Raw genomic sequence first — 17401 nt, forward strand, 5'->3', positions numbered from 1 at the left:
CGACTTGCATGTGTAAAGCATGCCGCCAGCGTTCAATCTGAGCCAGGATCAAACTCTTCAGTTCAATCTCTGTTTGTCGAAGCCACATCGCTGCGGCCCCGAAATCGATCCACTGGATCGATTTCGCTCACTCAAAATACTGACCGTTACTCATTGCTGAGCAACGTTATACTTTTTGTGAACATTTGATAATTTAAGCATTCAGCAGCGCTTTCGCAGCTGCTGGCACTTCATCAAACGCCCACACTTATCGACTGTTGATTGTTAAAGATCGTATTCGGTACTGCCTTGCCGCATTTGCGAATCGTTGTGTTCGTCAGCAGCAGAGAAGCGAGATTATGCAGTGTTTCGTTTAACTCGTCAACTCATCCGTTTTTGCAGTGTGCACATTTGTTTGAACCATTTGTGCGCTGCAGAAGCAGGACGCGAACTATAGCAAACCAGTATGCGAAAGCGCAAGGGTCTACGAAGCGGATCTGACGCGCCGACGCAACTTCGGCCGAAGTTTTCCCTACTTAAATGCTGAGCGGAAGATATTGCCCAAAACCATGCCGCCCGTTTGTATTGACACTCCTCAGCAGACAGCGAAATCCACCGAACTTCCTCCGCCTGCGCTCTTAAGCTGAGCTCGCAGTACTTTCCCGAGCCATTCGATGAGTTCTATCTGGAGGCAATATGAAAAACCTCGCGCATACTTACGTCCCCGTCCTCGCGCTGTTGTTGTTCAGCGCGCCGGCGAGCCAGGCGCAAGAGCAGCAACAAGACAAGAAGCAGAACGACAATATGGTGGTCCTGACCAATCCGGACGCCAGGGCAGTTGCCGCCTACTGGACTCCCGAACGGTTCAAGGCCGCACGCCCGCTGCCGATGCCGCAGGTCGCGCCGGGTGCTGCGCAGCCGCAGGAAGCGCCGCGCCTGGACGGGCAAGTCGAAAGCAGCGACGCCCGCGTCCCCTCGCTGCGCAGCGCTCCGCCTGCAAAACGGCTGTTCGCGCCGGGTGGCGCCAGGCCGGACGCCGGGCAGGACCGCAACGGTGAAGTCGCATCACCGGGCGCGGTCGGCACGTTTGGCGCGCATTTCACCAGCAGCCGCGTGTTCCCGCAGTTCACCGCCTCGGCGGCCCCGTTCTCCGCGGACCGGGCCTACCCCTACATCACGACCGGCGCGCTGTTCTTTTCGATCCGCGGCGTCCCCTACCGCTGCTCGGCTTCGGCGATCCAGCACCGCATCGTCGCCACGGCCGGCCACTGTGTGCACAGCGGTACCGCGGACGGCTTCCACAGCAACTGGGTGTTCGTGCCGGCCTATCGCGACGGCACCGCGCCGCTGCTGGTCTGGAACTGGAGCGCCGCCATCGTGACCGGTACCTGGGCGTTCGGCGGCGGCACGGTCCCGAATGCGGCCGACTACGCGATGATCGAATTCGCCGACCAGCCCATCGGCGGCGTCACTCGCGCCCTCGGCGACGTGACCGGCTGGCTAGGCTGGCAGACCCTGAGCCTGTCGGCCAACCACACGTCCAAGCTCGGCTATCCCTGCAACCTGGATAAATGCCAGAAAATGCAGATCGTTACCAGCGCCGCCTTCCGCAACGTCGCGCCGAACAATGTCGAGTACGGCTCGGACGCCCTGGGCGGCTCCAGCGGCGGACCGTGGGTCCAGAACTTCCAGCTGCTGCAGGCCGGCGGCGGTACCGGCTCGAACACGGGCTCGAACCGCGTGGTCGGGGTGACTTCCTACATCTACGTCCCGAGCGATCCGAAGGTGCAGGGCGCGTCGATCCCCGACAACCGCTGGGTCGGGATCTTCAACGCCCTGTGCGCGCGGGTACCGGGGAACTGCCTCTGATTACATGCCTTCGAAGTCAGGCTTGCGTTTTTCCAGGAACGCGGCCATCCCTTCCTTCTGCGCCGGCGTGCCGAAGCCGGCGTGGAAGAAGCGGCGCTCGTAGCGCACGCCTTCGGTCAGGGTGGTCTCGAAGGCGCGGTTGACCGAGTCCTTGATCTGCATGGCCACCGATACCGGCATCGCGGCGATGGTGTTCGCCACCGCCAGCGCCTCTTCCATCACCTTGTCGGCCGGGATCACGCGCGACACCAGCCCGGTGCGCTCGGCCTCGGCCGCATCGATCATCCGGCAGGTCAGCAGCATGTCCATCGCCTTCGACTTGCCGATCGTGCGCGGCAGGCGCTGGGTGCCGCCGGCGCCCGGAGTCACGCCGACCTTGATTTCCGGCTGGCCGAATTTCGCGCTGTCGGCCGCGATCAGGAAGTCGCACATCATCGCCAGCTCGCAGCCGCCGCCCAGCGCATAGCCGGAGACGACGCCGATCACCGGCTTGCGCACGTTCAGGATGTGCTCCCAGTTGCGGCCGATGTAGTTGCCGGGATAGGTATCGGCATAGGTGTAGTTCGCCATGGCGGCGATGTCGGCACCGGCCGCGAACACCTTCTCGCTGCCGGTCAGGATGATGACGTTGACGGCCGGGTCGGCGTCGAACTTGTACAGCGCGTCGCCCAGTTCGTTCATCATGTTGTCGTTCAGGGCATTCATCGCCTTCGGGCGGTTCAGGCGGATCACGACAACCTTGCCATGATTCTCGATCAGCAGGTCAGAATATTCCATGGGACACCCCTCATATAAGATAACCCTGCGATTGTAGCGCCTGCGATGGCTTAAATAACAAGAATGATCACCTTCTTCCGCAAACTGGGCAGCGACCGGCAGCTGCGCAACCCCGATTTCCGCCGCTTCTGGTTCAGCAGCATCCTGAGCAATTTCGGCACCCAGATCACGCTGCTGGCCCTGCCCATCTGCGCGGCCCTGCTGCTGCACGCCACGCCGGCCCAGATGGGCACCCTGGCGGCGCTCGGCTCCCTGCCGTTCCTGTTATTCGGACTGCCGGTCGGGGTCCTGCTCGACCGCAGCCGGCGCCTGCCCGTCATGCTGTGCAGCGATGCGATGGTGGCGCTGAGCCTGGCCAGCGTGCCGCTCGCCTGGTGGCAGGGCTGGCTCAGCATCCACTGGCTGTACGCGGTCGAGTTCGTGCTCGGCACCGGTTATGTGGTGGGCGGCGGCGCCGAGCAGATCTTCGTGACTTTCCTGGTCGGGCGCGATGGCCTGATCGATGCGCAGTCGAAGTTCGCGGCCACCGAATCGGCGTCGCGCCTGCTCGGCCCGGGCCTGGCCGGCGTACTGGTGCAGGCGCTGGGCGCGCCCTTCGCCATCCTCTGCAATGTGGCGGGCTTCACGGTCTCGATCTGGAACCTGAAGCGCGTCAAGGCGCGCGAACCGCAGCCGATCCCGCCCGAATCGCACGTCCTGCGCGACATGCTGGCCGGCCTGGCTTTCGTCTGGCGCCAGCCGGTGCTGCGCCTGCTGGCCTGGACCTCGGCCTGCTGGCACCTGCTGTTCTACGGCTACATGGCGCTGTACGTGCTGTTTGCGACGCGCGTGCTCGGGATGTCGCCGGGGATGATGGGTACGGCCCAGATGCTGGGCGGGGTCGGCGTGCTGGCCAGCTCGGTGCTGCTGAAACCCCTGACCAGGCGCTTCGGCTCGGGCGGCACGGTGGCGATCGGGCTGTGCGCCTCGAGCATCGGCTTCGTGCTGATGCCGGCGATTCCGCGCGACCTGTTCGGCAGCAGCGCCGCCAGCGCGGGCGCATATGCGGTGGTCGTGTTCTGGCTGGACTGCGGCGCGACCCTATTCTTCCTGCCCTACCTTGCCCTGCGCCAGCGCGTCACGCCGGACGCCTTCCTCGGCAGGATGACCTCGACGATGCGCTTCATGACGGTGGCCATGGCGCCGCTGGGCGCGGCCGGGGCCGGGCTGCTGGCGGAGCGGATCGGCGTGCGCGGCGGCCTGGGCGTGGTGGCGGCGGGCGCCCTGCTGCTGACGGCGGGCACCCTGTTCGGCACCCGCCTGCACCGCATCCAGGCCTGAGCCGGAAACGCCTCAGCGCGATGCCTGGATCGTCGCCGGCTTCGGCAGCAGCACCCACAGCTGGCCGCGCTGCTTCATGCGTCCGGCATTCTCGGCCGCCTGGCCGCCGAAGCCGAAGAAGAAGTCGGCGCGCACGGCGCCGCGGATGGCGCCGCCGGTATCCTGCCCCATCATCAGGCGCTGCATGGGCAGGTCGCTGGCCGGTTCGGTGGTGGACAGGAAGATCGGCGCGCCCAGCGGCAGGAAGGATGGGTCGATCGCCACCGAACGGCTCGGCGTGAGCGGCACGCCCAGCGCCCCTTTCGGGCCGACGCCCGGATCCGGCAGGCGCTCCTCGCGGAAGAAGATATAGCTCGGATTGACGTTGAAGAGTTCCTGGCGGCGCTCCGGATGGGCGGCAATCCAGGCCTTGATGCCCTGGGCCGAGGCCTCGCCCACCGTCAGTTCGCCCTGCTCGACCAGCCAGCGCCCGATCGCCTTGTAGGGATGGCCGTTCTGGTCGGCGTAGGCGATGCGCACCACGTCGCCGGAATCGTCGAGCTGGACCCGGCCCGAACCCTGGACCTCGAGGAAGAAAGCCTCGACCGGATCGTCGACCCAGACCAGTTCCTTGCCGGGCAGCCGCGCGCGCTCGATCTCGGCACGGGTACCGTAGGGCACCACGGTCTTGCCGACCAGGCGGCCGCGCAGGCGCATGCCTTTCAGGGTCGGATAGACGCTCGCCAGGTCGACGGTCACCAGGTCGTCCGGCACTTTGTAGAGCGGGGTCTGGTAGGCGCCGCCGCGCTTGCGCGAGCCGTGCAGCATCGGTTCGTAATAGCCGGTGATCAAACCCGTGTCGGCGCCGTCGGCGGCGCGCACCAGGTTGGGCACGAAATTCGTTTCGAAGAACTGGCGGATTGCCACGCCGTCGCCGGCGTCGACCAGTTTCGAGGTGGCGCAGGGCATCTTCCAGTCCGGCCTGGCGGCCAGCGCACGGCAGGATGCCAGGAAGGCCGGCCAGGCCTGGCGCAGGTCGTCCTGCTGCCAGCCCGGCAGCACGTCGAAGGTCACCGGGGTGAACAGCGGTGCAGCGGGCGGCTGCTGCGGCGGCTGCTGCGAAGGCGCCGAGGGCACGGGCGCGGCCGGCGGTGGCATCTTGATCGGTGGCTGCGGCCGCGGCACGGGCTTCGGCTGCAGCGCCGGCTGCGGCGGCGTGGTGGTGCAGGCGGCCAGGAAGGCGGCAATGAAAACCAACCCGCCGGCGCTGCGGGCGGGTACACTTCGGCGTGTCGAAAACATAAGGAACCGTTATGTGGATACTGGTGTTGGAAGCGGGGGCGGCGCTGCTGCTGCTGATCTTCATCGTCTGGTGGACGATGTTTTCCGGAAGAAAATAATATCGATCAGTGCAGGGCGTGCGGCAGCGACAGCACGAATTCGGGGATGTTCACTTCGAAGCGGTGGCCATCCTCGGCCACGAAGAAGTATTCGCCGACCATCGAGCCCTGCACCGTTTCCAGCTGGGTGCCGCTGGTGTATTCGAATTCCTCGCCCGGCTTCAGCAGCGGCTGGTGGCCGACCACGCCCAGGCCGCGCACTTCCTGCGTCTTGCCGTTGGCGTCGGTGATCACCCAGTGGCGCGAGATCAGCTGGGCCGGCACGGAGCCGGTATTCTTGATCGTGATCGTGTAGGTAAATACGTGCAGCGTCCGCTCGGGCTTGGATTGTTCCGGCAGGTATTGGGTCCTGACATTGATCGCGAAATCGTAGGCGGGCATGGCTTTCCTTTTTTCTAAGACGCCATCATACAACGCTGGCGAAAAGCGCGGCGTCGTACAATAGCGGTCCCTGATACTTGCAAAACGCCATGACCACCTACCGCATCGCTCCCAGCATCCTGTCCGCCGATTTTGCCCGCCTGGGCGAGGAAGTGAAGAACGTCGTTGCCGCCGGCGCCGACATCATCCACTTCGATGTGATGGACAACCACTACGTCCCCAACCTGACCATCGGTCCGATGGTGTGCCAGGCCATCCGTCCGCACGTGCAGGTGCCGATCGACGTGCACCTGATGGTCAAGCCGGTCGACCGCATTATCCCCGACTTCGCCAAGGCCGGCGCCGACATCATCACCTTCCACCCGGAAGCGTCGGAACACATCGACCGCTCGCTGCAGCTGATCCGCGATAACGGCTGCAAGGCCGGCCTGGTGTTCAACCCGGGCACGCCGCTGCACTACCTCGACCACGTAATGGACAAGATCGACATCATCCTGATCATGTCGGTCAACCCCGGCTTCGGCGGCCAGTCCTTCATTCCGGAAGCGCTGAAGAAGGTCGCACAGGCGCGCCGCCTGATCGATGAATCGGGCCGCGACATCATGCTGGAAGTCGACGGCGGCATCAAGGCCGACAACATCGCCGCGGTGGCCGCCGCCGGCGCCGACACCTTCGTCGCCGGCTCCGCCATCTTCGGCAAGCCGGATTACAAGGCCGTGATCGACGCCATGCGCGCCGAACTGGCCGGCGTCAAGGCGCAATAAATGCGGGCCGGCGCTGCGGCGATCCAGGCCGCCATCATCGACCTCGACGGCACCATGCTGCACACGGTGCCGGACTTCGAGCTGGCGCTGAACGGCATGCGCGCCGAATTCGGCCTCGCGCCGATCGACCAGCAGACCATCGAACCGATGGTCGGCAAGGGATCGGAAAAGCTGATCCGCGACGTGCTGGCCCTGGATTACGACAGCGCCCGCATCGACGCCGTGTTCGACCAGGCCATGGCCGCCTACCAGCGGCACTACCTGGCCATCAACGGCGAGCGCGCCACCCTGTTCCCCGACGTGATCGAAGGCCTGCGCGCGCTGAAGGGGCTGGGCCTGCGCCTCGCTTGTGTCACCAACAAGCCTGTTGCTTTCACTTTACCTCTGCTGGAGAGGAAGGGCCTGGCGCACTGGTTCGAACTGGTCTACGGCGGCGATTCGCTGCCGAAGAAGAAGCCGGATCCGCTGCCGCTGCAGCAGGTCTGCCGCGATTTCGCGCTGGCGCCGGCAAGCGTGGTGGCGATCGGCGACTCGAGCAACGACGCCGAGGCGGCGCGCGCGGCCGGTTGCTTTGTGCTCACAGTGCCATATGGTTATAACCACGGAATGCCTGTGCAAAGTATTAATTCCGATGGTATAGTTGATTCGCTGCTCGATGCAGCGAAGCTGATATCTGCGCACAACAGCACCTCAACCTAACTTATCTATACATGTTTTTCACCAAAAAACACACCGTCAACCAAACCGGCGCCCTCGAGGCCTGGCTGTGGCGACGCTGGCAATCCTGGGCTGACTAACCCCCGTTGATTGCTGCCGGCGCACGCTCCCGCGTGCACACACACCGGCAGGTTTTTTGAAGAAAACGCCGTCCCGACCTCCCTCCTCCTCGGGCCGGCCCGGAGAAAAGCATGACCGAACTCGAATTCAAATCGCTCGCCACGCAAGGCTACAACCGTATCCCCCTCATCGCGGAAGCCTTTGCCGACCTCGAAACCCCGCTCACGCTGTACCTGAAACTGGCCCAGAGCCAGGACGCCGGCAGGAACACCTTCCTGCTGGAGTCGGTGGTCGGCGGCGAGCGCTTCGGCCGCTATTCCTTCATCGGCCTGCCGGCAAAGACCATCCTGCGCGCAACGCAGGACGGGAACGGCATCACCGTCGAGAAGAACGGCGAGATCGTCGAGACGATTGACGGCAACCCGCTCGACTTCATCGAACAGTACCAGCAGCGCTTCAAGGTCGCGCTGCGTCCGGGACTGCCGCGCTTCTGCGGCGGCCTGGCCGGCTACTTCGGCTACGACACCGTGCGCCACATCGAGAAGAAGCTGGCCGGCAAGGCGCCGAAGGACGAGCTGGGCCTGCCGGACATCCAGCTGATGCAGACCGAAGAGCTGGCCGTGATCGACAACCTGTCGGGCAAGCTCTACCTGATCGTCTACGCCGACCCGTCCCAGCCGGAAGCCTATGCGCGGGCGCGCCAGCGCCTGAAGGACCTGCGCGTGATGCTGCGCCGGAGCGTCGACGCGCCGGTGACCTCGTCCTCGGTGCGTACCGAAGCGGTGCGCGACTTCAGCAAGGAGGACTACCTGAAGGCGGTGGCGGTGGCCAAGGAATACGTGATGGCCGGCGACCTGATGCAGGTGCAGATCGGCCAGCGCATCCGCAAGCCCTACGTGGATTCGCCGCTCTCGCTGTACCGCGCGCTGCGCTCGCTGAACCCGTCGCCGTACATGTACTACTACAACTTCGGCGACATGCAGATCGTCGGCTCCTCGCCGGAGATCCTGGTCCGCAACGAACAACAGGCGGAAGGCGGCCGCAAGGTCACGCTGCGCCCGATCGCCGGCACCCGCCCGCGCGGCTCGACGCCGGAACGCGACACCGAGCTGGCCCACGAACTGCTGAACGACCCGAAGGAGATCGCCGAGCACGTGATGCTGATCGACCTGGCGCGCAACGACATCGGCCGCATCGCCAAGACCGGCACGGTGAAGGTCACCGACCGGATGGTCATCGAAAAATACTCGCACGTGCAGCATATCGTCTCCAACGTCGAGGGCGAGCTGAAGGAAGGCATGTCGAACCTGGACGTGCTGCGCGCCACCTTCCCGGCCGGCACCCTGACGGGCGCGCCGAAGGTACGGGCGATGGAAGTGATCGACGAGCTGGAGCCGGTCAAGCGCGGCATCTACGGCGGCGCCTGCGGCTACCTGAGTTTCGGAGGCGAGATGGATGTCGCCATCGCGATCCGCACCGGCGTGATCAAGGACGGCAACCTGTACGTGCAGGCGGCGGCGGGCATTGTGGCCGATTCCATCCCCGAGATGGAGTGGCTGGAAACGGAAAACAAGGCGCGCGCCGTGCTGCGCGCGGCCGAGCAAGTGCAAGACGGACTGGATGGGGAGATCTGACATGCTGCTCATGATCGACAACTACGACTCGTTCACCTACAACATCGTCCAGTACTTCGGCGAGCTGGGCGAGGACGTGCGCACCGTGCGCAACGACGAGATCTCGCTGGAACAGATCGCCGACATGAACCCGGACCGCATCTGCATCTCGCCGGGCCCGAAGAGCCCGAAGGATGCCGGTGTGTCGGTCGAGGTACTGAAGGAGTTCGCCGGCAAGAAGCCGATCCTGGGCGTGTGCCTGGGCCACCAGGCGATCGGCGAAGCCTTCGGCGGCAGGATCATCCGCGCCAAGCAGGTCATGCACGGCAAGACCTCGAAGATCGCCCACACCGGCGAAGGCGTGTTCAAGGGCCTGCCCAGCCCCTTCACCGTGATCCGCTACCACTCGCTGGCGATCGAACGCGCCTCGCTGCCGTCCTGCCTGGAAGTGACGGCATGGACCGACGACGGCGAGATCATGGGCGTGCGCCACAAGGAATTCGACATCGAGGGCGTGCAGTTCCACCCCGAGTCGATCCTGTCCGAGCACGGACATGCGATGTTGAAGAATTTTCTGGAGCGCTGACATGATCACCCCACAAGAAGCGCTCCTGCGCTGCATCGAACACCGCGAAATCTTCCACGACGAGATGCTGCACCTGTTCCGGCAGATCATGTCGGGCGAACTCTCGCCGACCATGATCGCCGCGATCACCGTGGGCCTGCGCGTGAAGAAGGAAACCATCGGCGAGATCACCGCCGCCGCCCAGGTCATGCGCGAGTTCTCGACCAAGGTGCCGATGGCCGACACCACCCACCTGCTCGACATCGTCGGCACCGGCGGCGACGGCGCGCACACCTTCAATATCTCGACCGCCTCGATGTTCGTGGCCGCCGCCGCCGGCGCGCGCGTGGCCAAGCACGGCGGGCGCAGCGTGTCTTCGTCGAGCGGCAGCGCCGACCTGATCGAAGCGCTGGGCGCCGAGATCGACCTGAAGCCCGAACAGATCGCCCAGTCGATCGCCCAGACCGGCATCGGCTTCATGTTCGCGCCGAACCACCATGCGGCGATGAAGAACGTGGCGCCGGTGCGCCGCGAACTCGGCGTGCGCAGCATCTTCAACATCCTGGGCCCGCTGACCAATCCGGCCGGCGCGCCGAACATCCTGATGGGCGTGTTCCACCCCGACCTGGTCGGCATCCAGGTGCGCGTGCTGCAGCGCCTCGGCGCCGAACACGCGGTGGTGGTCTGGGGCCGCGACAACATGGACGAAGTCTCGCTCGGCGCCGGCACCATGGTCGGCGAGCTGGTCAACGGCGAGATCCGCGAATACGAGATCCACCCGGAAGACTTCGGCCTGGCGATGATCTCCAGCCGCAACCTGAAGGTCGCGAACGCCGCCGAATCGCAGGCGCGCGTGCTGGAAGCGCTGCGCGGCGAACCCGGCCCGGCGCACGACATCGTGGCGCTGAACGCCGGCACCGCGCTGTACGCGGCCGGCGTCGCCTCCTCGATCGAGAAAGGTTTGCAGAAGGCGCGTGCGGCCATCGCGTCGGGCGCGGCGCTGGCCAAGCTCGACCAGTTCGTCAGCGTCACGCGCCAGCTGGGCGCGGCGAACCAACCCTGAAGAAAACCATGTCCGACATCCTGAACAAGATCCTGGCGGTCAAGGCCGACGAAGTCGCCGCCGCCAAAAAACACCGCGACCTGTACAGCCTGCGCCGCGAAGTCGAGGGCGACAGCGAGTTGCGCGGCAAGCTGCGCGGCTTCGAAGCCGGCCTGCGCCGCAGCATCGACGCGGGGCGCGCCGGCGTGATCGCCGAGGTGAAAAAAGCCTCGCCGTCGAAGGGCGTGCTGCGCCCGGACTTCCAGCCGGCCGCCATCGCCGAGAGCTACGCCAGGGGCGGCGCCTCCTGCCTGTCGGTGCTGACCGACGTCCAGTTCTTCCAGGGTTCCGCCGACTACCTCAAACAGGCGCGCGCCGCCTGCGATCTGCCGGTGATCCGCAAGGATTTCATGGTCGACCTGTATCAGGTGTACGAAGCGCGCGCGATGGGCGCCGATGCGATCCTGCTGATCGTCGCGGCGCTGGACCACGGCCTGATGGCGGAACTGGAAGCCTGCGCCCAGGAACTCGGCATGGATGTGCTGGTCGAAGTACATGACGGCGACGAGTTGAACGCTGCGCTGCGCCTCAAGACGAGGCTGCTGGGCATCAACAACCGCAACCTGCGTACCTTCGAGGTCACGCTCGACACCACCATCGGCCTGCTGCCCAACATCCCGGCGGAGCGCCTGGTGGTCACCGAGTCCGGGATCCTGGCGCCGGCCGACGTCAAGCGCATGCGCGACGCCAACGTGCATGCCTTCCTGGTGGGCGAAGCCTTCATGCGCGCGCCCGATCCCGGCACCGAACTGCAACGACTGTTCGACTAGATCATGAACACGATCATCCGCTTGAGCCTGGTTCCCATCTCGGTAATGCTGGCAGGCTTGAGCGGATGTGCGAGCGTGAAGACGGCGGCGGCGACGGTCGGTTCCTCGATCGAGCGCGTCGCCGAGCGCATCGTCCACCCCTTCTCCCCCGCCCCCGCATCCAGACCGGCGCCTGCCGGCCTGGACGACTACAAGACCCGGGTCGCCCAGCACGTGGTGCAGCACGACCCCGGCCACAGCTACGAAGGCCGGCTGCCGCCGATGCTGCCGGCCATCGTCGTGCTCGAGATCACCGTGGATGAAAATGGCCAGCTGACGAACGTGCAGGTGCAGCGTTCGCGCGACCCCGGCGCCTCCCAGGTCGCGCTGGCGGCGGTGCGGCGCAGCACACCCTTGCCCCGCCCGCAGCACCTGGCGCTGGCGAGCGGCAAGCTGACGTTCTCGGAAACCTTCCTGTTCGCCGACCGCGACCGTTACCAGTTGCGCAGCCTGGCCGGGCCGCAGGCGTCGGAATAAAGCGCCCGCGATGCGGCATAATCGGACACTCCGACAACACATGCATCATCCACTTGGAACCATCAAGCATCCTGGCCAGCGACACCTGGATCGGCCATCCGCACGGGCGCCTGTTCAGCCGGCGCTGGCATAGCCTCCAGCAAGATCCAGCGGCCGGCAAGAAAGCGCCGATCGTCCTTTTCCACGACTCTCTCGGGTGCGTCGATCTGTGGCGCGACTTCCCGGTCCGGCTCTGCGCCGCTACCGGACGGGATGTCGTGGCCTACGATCGGCTGGGGTTCGGACATTCCGATCGGCGCGAAGGCAAGCTCCCGCTGGACTTCATCGCGGACGAAGCGGCAAGCTGGTTTCCGGCCGTCGCCGGGCAGCTCGGGCTGGACCGCTTCATCGCCTTCGGCCATAGCGTGGGCGGCGGGATGGCGGTGCACTGCGCGGCGCAGCATGCACCGCGCTGCGTCGCCCTCGTCACCGAGTCCGCGCAAGCCTTCGTCGGCGACGAGACACGCGAGGGATTGCTGGAAGCCAAACGGCTGTTCGCAGGCGAACACCAGCTGGCGCGTCTGGAGAAATACCACGGCGACAAGGCCAGCTGGGTGCTCGATGCCTGGATCGGCACATGGCTCGATCCGGCATTCGCGGGATGGTCGCTGCGCGACGTGCTGCCCGCGGTGAAGTGTCCGGTGCTGGCGATCCACGGCGCGCTCGACGAATACGGCTCGGCCAGGCACCCGGAGACGATTGCGGGACATTGCAGCGGTCCGGCACGGCTTCGCATCCTGCCGGACACGCATCATGTCCCGCACAGAGAGCGGACGCAGGAAATCGTCGCGCTGGTGGCCGGATTTACCTCGACGTGCGAATAAGAACGCCGCTCAGCTCGCGCTCGGCCGCTTGATCGTCGCCGTCTTGCGCGTGCCCGGCGCCACGCCGACGGTGACGACCGGTGCGACGCAGCCTTGCAGGGTCACCTCGAAGCGCATCAGCTCGTCGCGGCGGAAGGCGTGCACCGGCACGGTGTCGCCGACGCGGTAGCGCGCAAACAACTGGTCCAGGTTCGACGGATTGCCGTTCACGCGCAAGCCATCGACGGCGATCACGACGTCGCCCGCCGACAGGCCGGCCCGGTGGGCCGCGCCGCCTTCGTGCACCTGGTTCAGCTTGGCGCCCAGCGGGTCGCGGCCGACGCCGATGTTCAGCGAGGGCTTGCTGTTCTTGCGCTCATCGCTGACCTTGATGCCGAAGGGGGCGTACAGCTTGGCCAGCGGGATATCCTCGGTGCCGCGCACGTAGCGGTCGAACAGCGGTTTCAGGCGCACGCCGCTGATTTCGTCGAACAGCGCTTCCACGTCCTTTTCCGTCACGCCACGCCCACTGCCGGACGCGCCGGCGTAGAAATCGCGCCCGTAGCGTTCCCACAGCGCGCGCATCACGTCGTCCAGCGACTTCGCGCCGCCGGTCTTGGCGCGGATCGTCAGGTCGAAGGCCAGGCCGACCAGCGAACCCTTGGTGTAGTAGCTGATGATGGCGTTCGGCGCGTTCTCGTCCTGGCGGTAGTACTTGGTCCAGGCGTCGAAGCTCGATTCGGCCACGCTCTGCTTGGTGCGGCCGCTGCCGCGCAGGACGCTGCCGACGGTCTTGCCGAGCAGTTTGAAATACGTCGCTTCGCTGATGATGCCGCTGCGCACCAGCATCAGGTCGTCGTAATAGCTGGTAAAGCCCTCGAACAGCCACAACAGGGGTGTGTAGGTTTCGGTCTGCAGGTCGTAGGGTGCGAACGCGGCCGGCTTGATGCGCTTGACGTTCCAGGTGTGGAAGTATTCGTGGCTGCACAGGCCAAGGAAAGTGACGTAGCCTTCGCTGCGTTCGGCCGTCTTCGGCGCGGCGGTGGTCGGCAGGTCGGCGCGCGAGCAGATCAGGGCCGTCGAGGCGCGGTGCTCCAGGCCGCCGTAGCCGTCGCCGACCGCCATCGTCAGGAACACGTAGCGGTCCATCGGCACCTTCCTGGTCTTCGGCTCGAAGAAGGCGATCTGGGTTTCGCAGATGGCTTTCAGGTCCTGCTGCAGGCGTTCCATGTCCAGGTTCGGCACGCGGCCGGTGACCACGATGTCGTGCTGGATGCCATGGGCCTTGAAGGAAGCCAGGGCAAAATCGCCCATCTCCACCGGGTGGTCGACCAGGTCGTCGTAGTCGGCGGCGAGGTAGGTGCCGAAGCCGTAGCGTTTCGCGCCCAGTTCCGGAAGCGAGGTCGCCACGCGCCAGCCGGATGCCGCGGGGTCGCCGGGGCGCTGGATGTCGACCTGGTGCGGGTTCGCCTCCTGGCCGAGCACGCGCAGGAACACGCTGGTGCCGTTGAAGAAGCCGTGGGTCTGGTCCAGGTGGGCGGCGCGCACCGACAGGTCCCAGGCATACACTTCGTAGTGCAGGGTCAGGGGCCCCGCGGCCGGGGCGGCGCGCCAGGTGTGCTTGTCGAGCTTGGTCAGTTCGACCGGCTGGCCGCCCGATTCCGCGCGGATGCGCACGATGTTGCGCGCGAATTCGCGGATCATGTAGCTGCCCGGGATCCAGGCCGGCAGCGCGAACACCTGGCCTTCGGCGGCGGGCGCCGCCACGGTGACGCTGACGTTGAACAGGTGGCCCGCGAGGTCTTTCGGCACGATGGTGTACTGGACCGCGGCCTGCTTCTTCTGATTTGTTTTTTTCATGGCGTGAACAATCATTCTCTCATCCGCCGTAGTGTAATCGGATTCGCTGGAGAGAGGTGTTCAAACCCGCTTACAAATCGGTAAGGGTGTCGATATCCCGGAAGATGCCGGGATCCTCGACCGCCACCTCGGTGACCGGGCAGGTTTGCAGCAGGCGCCGCGCGCCCTGGTCGCCGCTCAGCGCCAGCAAGGCGTCCAGGTGGACGCGCCCGAATCCGACCGGGTTGCCGCGCCGTCCGTGCATGAGGGGTGCGGCGATCGGCGCGCCGCCGGCCAGCGCATCGGCAAGCCGCCGCAAGGTAACACTATCCACCCAGGGCATGTCGCCCAGCGCCACCAGCCAGGCGTCGGGCTCATATGGCAGGGATGCACGCAGCGCGTGCACCAGGGAGGCCGCCATGCCGCTGTCGGCATCCGGGCAGACGGTGACGTCGCAGCCGGCGGCGGCCAGCAGCTTGCCGACGCCGCCGTCATCGGGCGGCACCACCGCAATCACGGTATCGAGAACGGCAAGCAGCTTGCGCGCGCTGGCGACGGCCACCGGCTCGCCGCCGGGAAGGAGCTGGAGCAGCTTGTTGCGCTGCCCCAGCGGATCGAAGCGGCGCCCCCGGCCGGCTGCCAGCAACATGCCGACGACCCGGGCGCCCATGGCTTACGCCGCGGCCAGGTCGAACGGCAGCTTGCGCAGCCGCTTGCCGGTCAGCCTGAACAGGGCGTTGGCGAAGGCCGGCGCCAGCGGCGGCAGGCCAGGTTCGCCCAGGCCGGTCGGCGGGTCGTTCGACGGCACGATGTGCACCTCGACCTGCGGCATGTCGTTCATGCGCGCCACCGTGTAGTCGCCGAAGTTCTGCTGCTGCACCACGCCATCCTTCAGCGTGATCGCGGCGCCCGGCAGCGTGGTGCCCAGCGCCATCAGCGCGGCGCCCTCGACCTGGGCGGCGATGCTGAGCGGGTTCACGGCCAGGTTGCAGTGCACGCCGGCGACCGCCCTGTGCAGGCGCGGCGTGCCGTCCTTGATCGACGCCTCGACCACGTAGGCGACCACGGTGTTGAAGGATTCGTGCACGGCCACGCCCCAGGCATGGCCTTTCGGCAGGGTCTTCCTGCCGTAGCCGGACTTGGCGACCGCCAGGTCCAGCGCCGCATGGTGGCGCGCGTGCTTCGGATCGATCAGCTTCTTGCGGTAGGCGACCGGATCTTCCCTGGCGATGTGCGCCGCCTCGTCGATCAGGGTCTCCATCACGAAGGCGGTGTGGGTCGAGCCCACCGAGCGCCACCACAGCACCGGCACGTTGGCCGTGGCGATGTGGGCCGACAGGTGCAGCGGCACGTCGTAGGGCGCGCCCATGCCTTCGACCATGGTGCTGTCCACGCCACCCTTGATCATGAAGCCTTCGAAGGGCGTGCCGGCGGCGATCGACTGGCCGACGATGACGTGGTCCCAGGCAATGATCCGGCCCTGGGCGTCCAGGCCGATCTCGGCGCGGTGCACGTGCGAAGGCCGGTAGTAGCCGCCCTTGATGTCGTCCTCGCGGCTCCAGATCATCTTGACCGGGCCGCCGTGCCCCGCCGCCTTCCAGGCCTTGGCGATGTTGACCGCCTCGACCACGAAGTCCGAGGTCGGCACCGCGCGCCGGCCGAAGCCGCCGCCCGCCATCATCGTGTGCAGGGTCACCTGCTCGGGCTTCAGGCCGGCCGTTTTCGCTGCCGCGGCCTGGTCGCCGGTCTGGAACTGCGAACCGACCCACAGCGTGCAGCTGTCATCCTTCAGGTCCACCGTGCAGTTGATCGGTTCCATCGGTGCGTGCGCCAGGTAGGGGAATTCATAGACCGCCGAGATCTTCTTCGCGGCCGTGCCCAGCTTCGAGGTATCGGCCTGGTGCGCGACCGCGCCCGGGGTTTTGGACAGCTCGGTGAACGCGGCCAGCTGGGCCGCGGAATCGAGCTTGCCGACGCTACTCAGGTCCCACTGGATCTCGAGGGCGTCGCGGCCCTGCTTGGCCGGCCAGTAGCCCTCGGCGATCACGGCGATGCCGCGTCCGCCGCGGTCCACCGGAATCTCGACCACTTCCAGCACGCCACGGATCGCCCTGGCTTTCGCGGCGTCGAACTTCGCCACCTTGCCGCCGAACACCGGCGGGTGGGCGACCACGGCGACGGCCAGCTTGCCGCCTTTCGGCTTGAAGTCGAGGCCGAACTGCTGGCGGCCGCTGGATTTGGCGCGCGCGTCCAGGCGCTTCATCGGCTTGCCGATGAAGCGGAACTGCTTCGCATCCTTCAGGGCGACCGTTTCCGGGACCGGCTGCTTCATCGCGGCATCGGCCAGCGAGCCGTAGCTCGCTTTCTGGCCCGCCGGGCCGTAGACCACGCCCTTGGCGGTGCGGCACTGGCCCGGGCTCACCTTCCACTGGCCGGCGGCGGCGGCCACCAGCATCGCACGGGCGCGGGCGCCGATTTCGCGGTACTGGGTGAAGGAGTGGGCAATGGTGCCGGAACCGCCGGTAATCTGCATGCCGAAGGCCGGGTCCTTGTACGGCTCGCCGGCCGGCGCCAGCTCGGCGCGCACCTGGCTCCAGTCGGCGTCGAGTTCGTCGGCGATGACCATCGGCAGCGAGGTATGCACGCCCTGGCCGAATTCGAGGCGGTTGACGATCACGGTGACGGTGTTGTCCGGCGCCACGCGCAGGAAGGCGTTGGGTGCGTAGACGGCAGGCTTGCCTTCCGCGGCGCGCGCCAGTCGGCCGCCGCCCGGCAGCATGAAGCCCAGCACCAGGCCGCCGGAAGCAAGCGCGCCGGCCTTCAGGAAACCGCGGCGCGAGGTCGTGGAAAATGCGGCGCCCATTGCGGCGCCGGGCGAGCCCGCGTTCTTGAACCAGGTTGGTCGCAT

The 17401-nt window shown here is 66.3% G+C and carries 16 protein-coding genes and 1 rRNA gene; 10 read left to right on the forward strand and 7 right to left on the reverse strand.

Features of this window, described 5'->3' with window-relative positions; translation table 11 throughout:
• Window positions 1–64, reverse strand: a 16S ribosomal RNA gene (locus AC3A6M_RS11750); the annotation flags it as partial.
• A 611-nt stretch (window positions 65–675) separates the two neighbouring features.
• On the opposite strand from AC3A6M_RS11750, the gene AC3A6M_RS11755 reads away from it, so the two are divergent.
• Complete coding sequence (locus AC3A6M_RS11755) at window positions 676–1848, forward strand: trypsin-like serine peptidase (protein ID WP_487852910.1); 1173 nt, start codon at window positions 676–678, stop codon at window positions 1846–1848.
• Here the strand turns inward: AC3A6M_RS11755 and AC3A6M_RS11760 are convergent, their stop codons facing one another.
• On the reverse strand, window positions 1849–2625 hold the full coding sequence (locus AC3A6M_RS11760; RefSeq protein ID WP_487852911.1) for an enoyl-CoA hydratase: 777 nt from the start codon (window positions 2623–2625) through the stop codon (window positions 1849–1851).
• Window positions 2626–2688: 63 nt separating this feature from the next.
• Here AC3A6M_RS11760 and AC3A6M_RS11765 point away from each other — a divergent pair, with 63 nt between their 5' ends.
• Window positions 2689–3945 (forward strand): MFS transporter, encoded by a 1257-nt coding sequence (locus AC3A6M_RS11765; RefSeq protein WP_487852912.1) that lies wholly within the window; start codon window positions 2689–2691, stop codon window positions 3943–3945.
• A 12-nt stretch (window positions 3946–3957) separates the two neighbouring features.
• Here the strand turns inward: AC3A6M_RS11765 and mltA are convergent, their stop codons facing one another.
• A complete protein-coding gene (mltA, locus tag AC3A6M_RS11770) occupies window positions 3958–5226 on the reverse strand; it encodes a murein transglycosylase A (protein WP_487852913.1) in 1269 nt (422 codons plus the stop codon).
• A gap of 104 nt (window positions 5227–5330) precedes the next feature.
• The gene (apaG, locus tag AC3A6M_RS11775) at window positions 5331–5705 is read right to left on the reverse strand and encodes a Co2+/Mg2+ efflux protein ApaG (protein ID WP_487852914.1); all 375 of its coding nucleotides are present in this window, start codon (window positions 5703–5705) and stop codon (window positions 5331–5333) included.
• An 89-nt stretch (window positions 5706–5794) separates the two neighbouring features.
• Between apaG and rpe the strand changes: the two genes are divergently transcribed.
• The 8 genes from rpe (at window position 5795) to AC3A6M_RS11815 (ending at window position 12675) form a co-directional block, all read left to right on the forward strand.
• On the forward strand, window positions 5795–6469 hold the full coding sequence (gene rpe, locus AC3A6M_RS11780; RefSeq protein WP_487852915.1) for a ribulose-phosphate 3-epimerase: 675 nt from the start codon (window positions 5795–5797) through the stop codon (window positions 6467–6469).
• Window positions 6470–7168 carry a phosphoglycolate phosphatase gene (locus AC3A6M_RS11785; RefSeq protein WP_487852916.1) on the forward strand — a complete coding sequence of 233 codons (699 nt, stop codon included), beginning with the start codon at window positions 6470–6472 and terminating at the stop codon, window positions 7166–7168. It begins immediately after the preceding gene.
• A gap of 209 nt (window positions 7169–7377) precedes the next feature.
• Complete coding sequence (gene trpE, locus AC3A6M_RS11790) at window positions 7378–8880, forward strand: anthranilate synthase component I (RefSeq protein ID WP_487852917.1); 1503 nt, start codon at window positions 7378–7380, stop codon at window positions 8878–8880.
• A 1-nt stretch (window position 8881) separates the two neighbouring features.
• Entirely contained in the window at window positions 8882–9445 is a 564-nt protein-coding gene (locus AC3A6M_RS11795; protein WP_487852918.1) for an anthranilate synthase component II, read from the forward strand.
• A 1-nt stretch (window position 9446) separates the two neighbouring features.
• On the forward strand, window positions 9447–10487 hold the full coding sequence (trpD, locus tag AC3A6M_RS11800) for an anthranilate phosphoribosyltransferase (RefSeq protein WP_487852919.1): 1041 nt from the start codon (window positions 9447–9449) through the stop codon (window positions 10485–10487).
• Window positions 10488–10495: 8 nt separating this feature from the next.
• Window positions 10496–11296: an indole-3-glycerol phosphate synthase TrpC gene (trpC, locus tag AC3A6M_RS11805; RefSeq protein ID WP_487852920.1), complete on the forward strand. Its 801-nt coding sequence runs from the start codon at window positions 10496–10498 to the stop codon at window positions 11294–11296.
• 3 nt (window positions 11297–11299) lie between these two features.
• Window positions 11300–11812 (forward strand): TonB family protein, encoded by a 513-nt coding sequence (locus AC3A6M_RS11810; RefSeq protein ID WP_487852921.1) that lies wholly within the window; start codon window positions 11300–11302, stop codon window positions 11810–11812.
• Between the two features lie 44 nt (window positions 11813–11856).
• Window positions 11857–12675 (forward strand): alpha/beta fold hydrolase, encoded by an 819-nt coding sequence (locus AC3A6M_RS11815; RefSeq protein WP_487853167.1) that lies wholly within the window; start codon window positions 11857–11859, stop codon window positions 12673–12675.
• Window positions 12676–12684: 9 nt separating this feature from the next.
• Here AC3A6M_RS11815 and AC3A6M_RS11820 read toward each other — a convergent pair whose 3' ends face one another.
• The 3 genes from AC3A6M_RS11820 to AC3A6M_RS11830 form a co-directional block, all read right to left on the reverse strand.
• Entirely contained in the window at window positions 12685–14514 is a 1830-nt protein-coding gene (locus tag AC3A6M_RS11820) for a M61 family metallopeptidase (protein ID WP_487852922.1), read from the reverse strand.
• A gap of 70 nt (window positions 14515–14584) precedes the next feature.
• Window positions 14585–15163 carry a nucleotidyltransferase family protein gene (locus AC3A6M_RS11825; RefSeq protein WP_487852923.1) on the reverse strand — a complete coding sequence of 193 codons (579 nt, stop codon included), beginning with the start codon at window positions 15161–15163 and terminating at the stop codon, window positions 14585–14587.
• A 3-nt stretch (window positions 15164–15166) separates the two neighbouring features.
• Entirely contained in the window at window positions 15167–17401 is a 2235-nt protein-coding gene (locus tag AC3A6M_RS11830; protein WP_487852924.1) for a xanthine dehydrogenase family protein molybdopterin-binding subunit, read from the reverse strand.

It is taken from the genome of Telluria sp. Soil_C_11 (assembly GCF_057657395.1).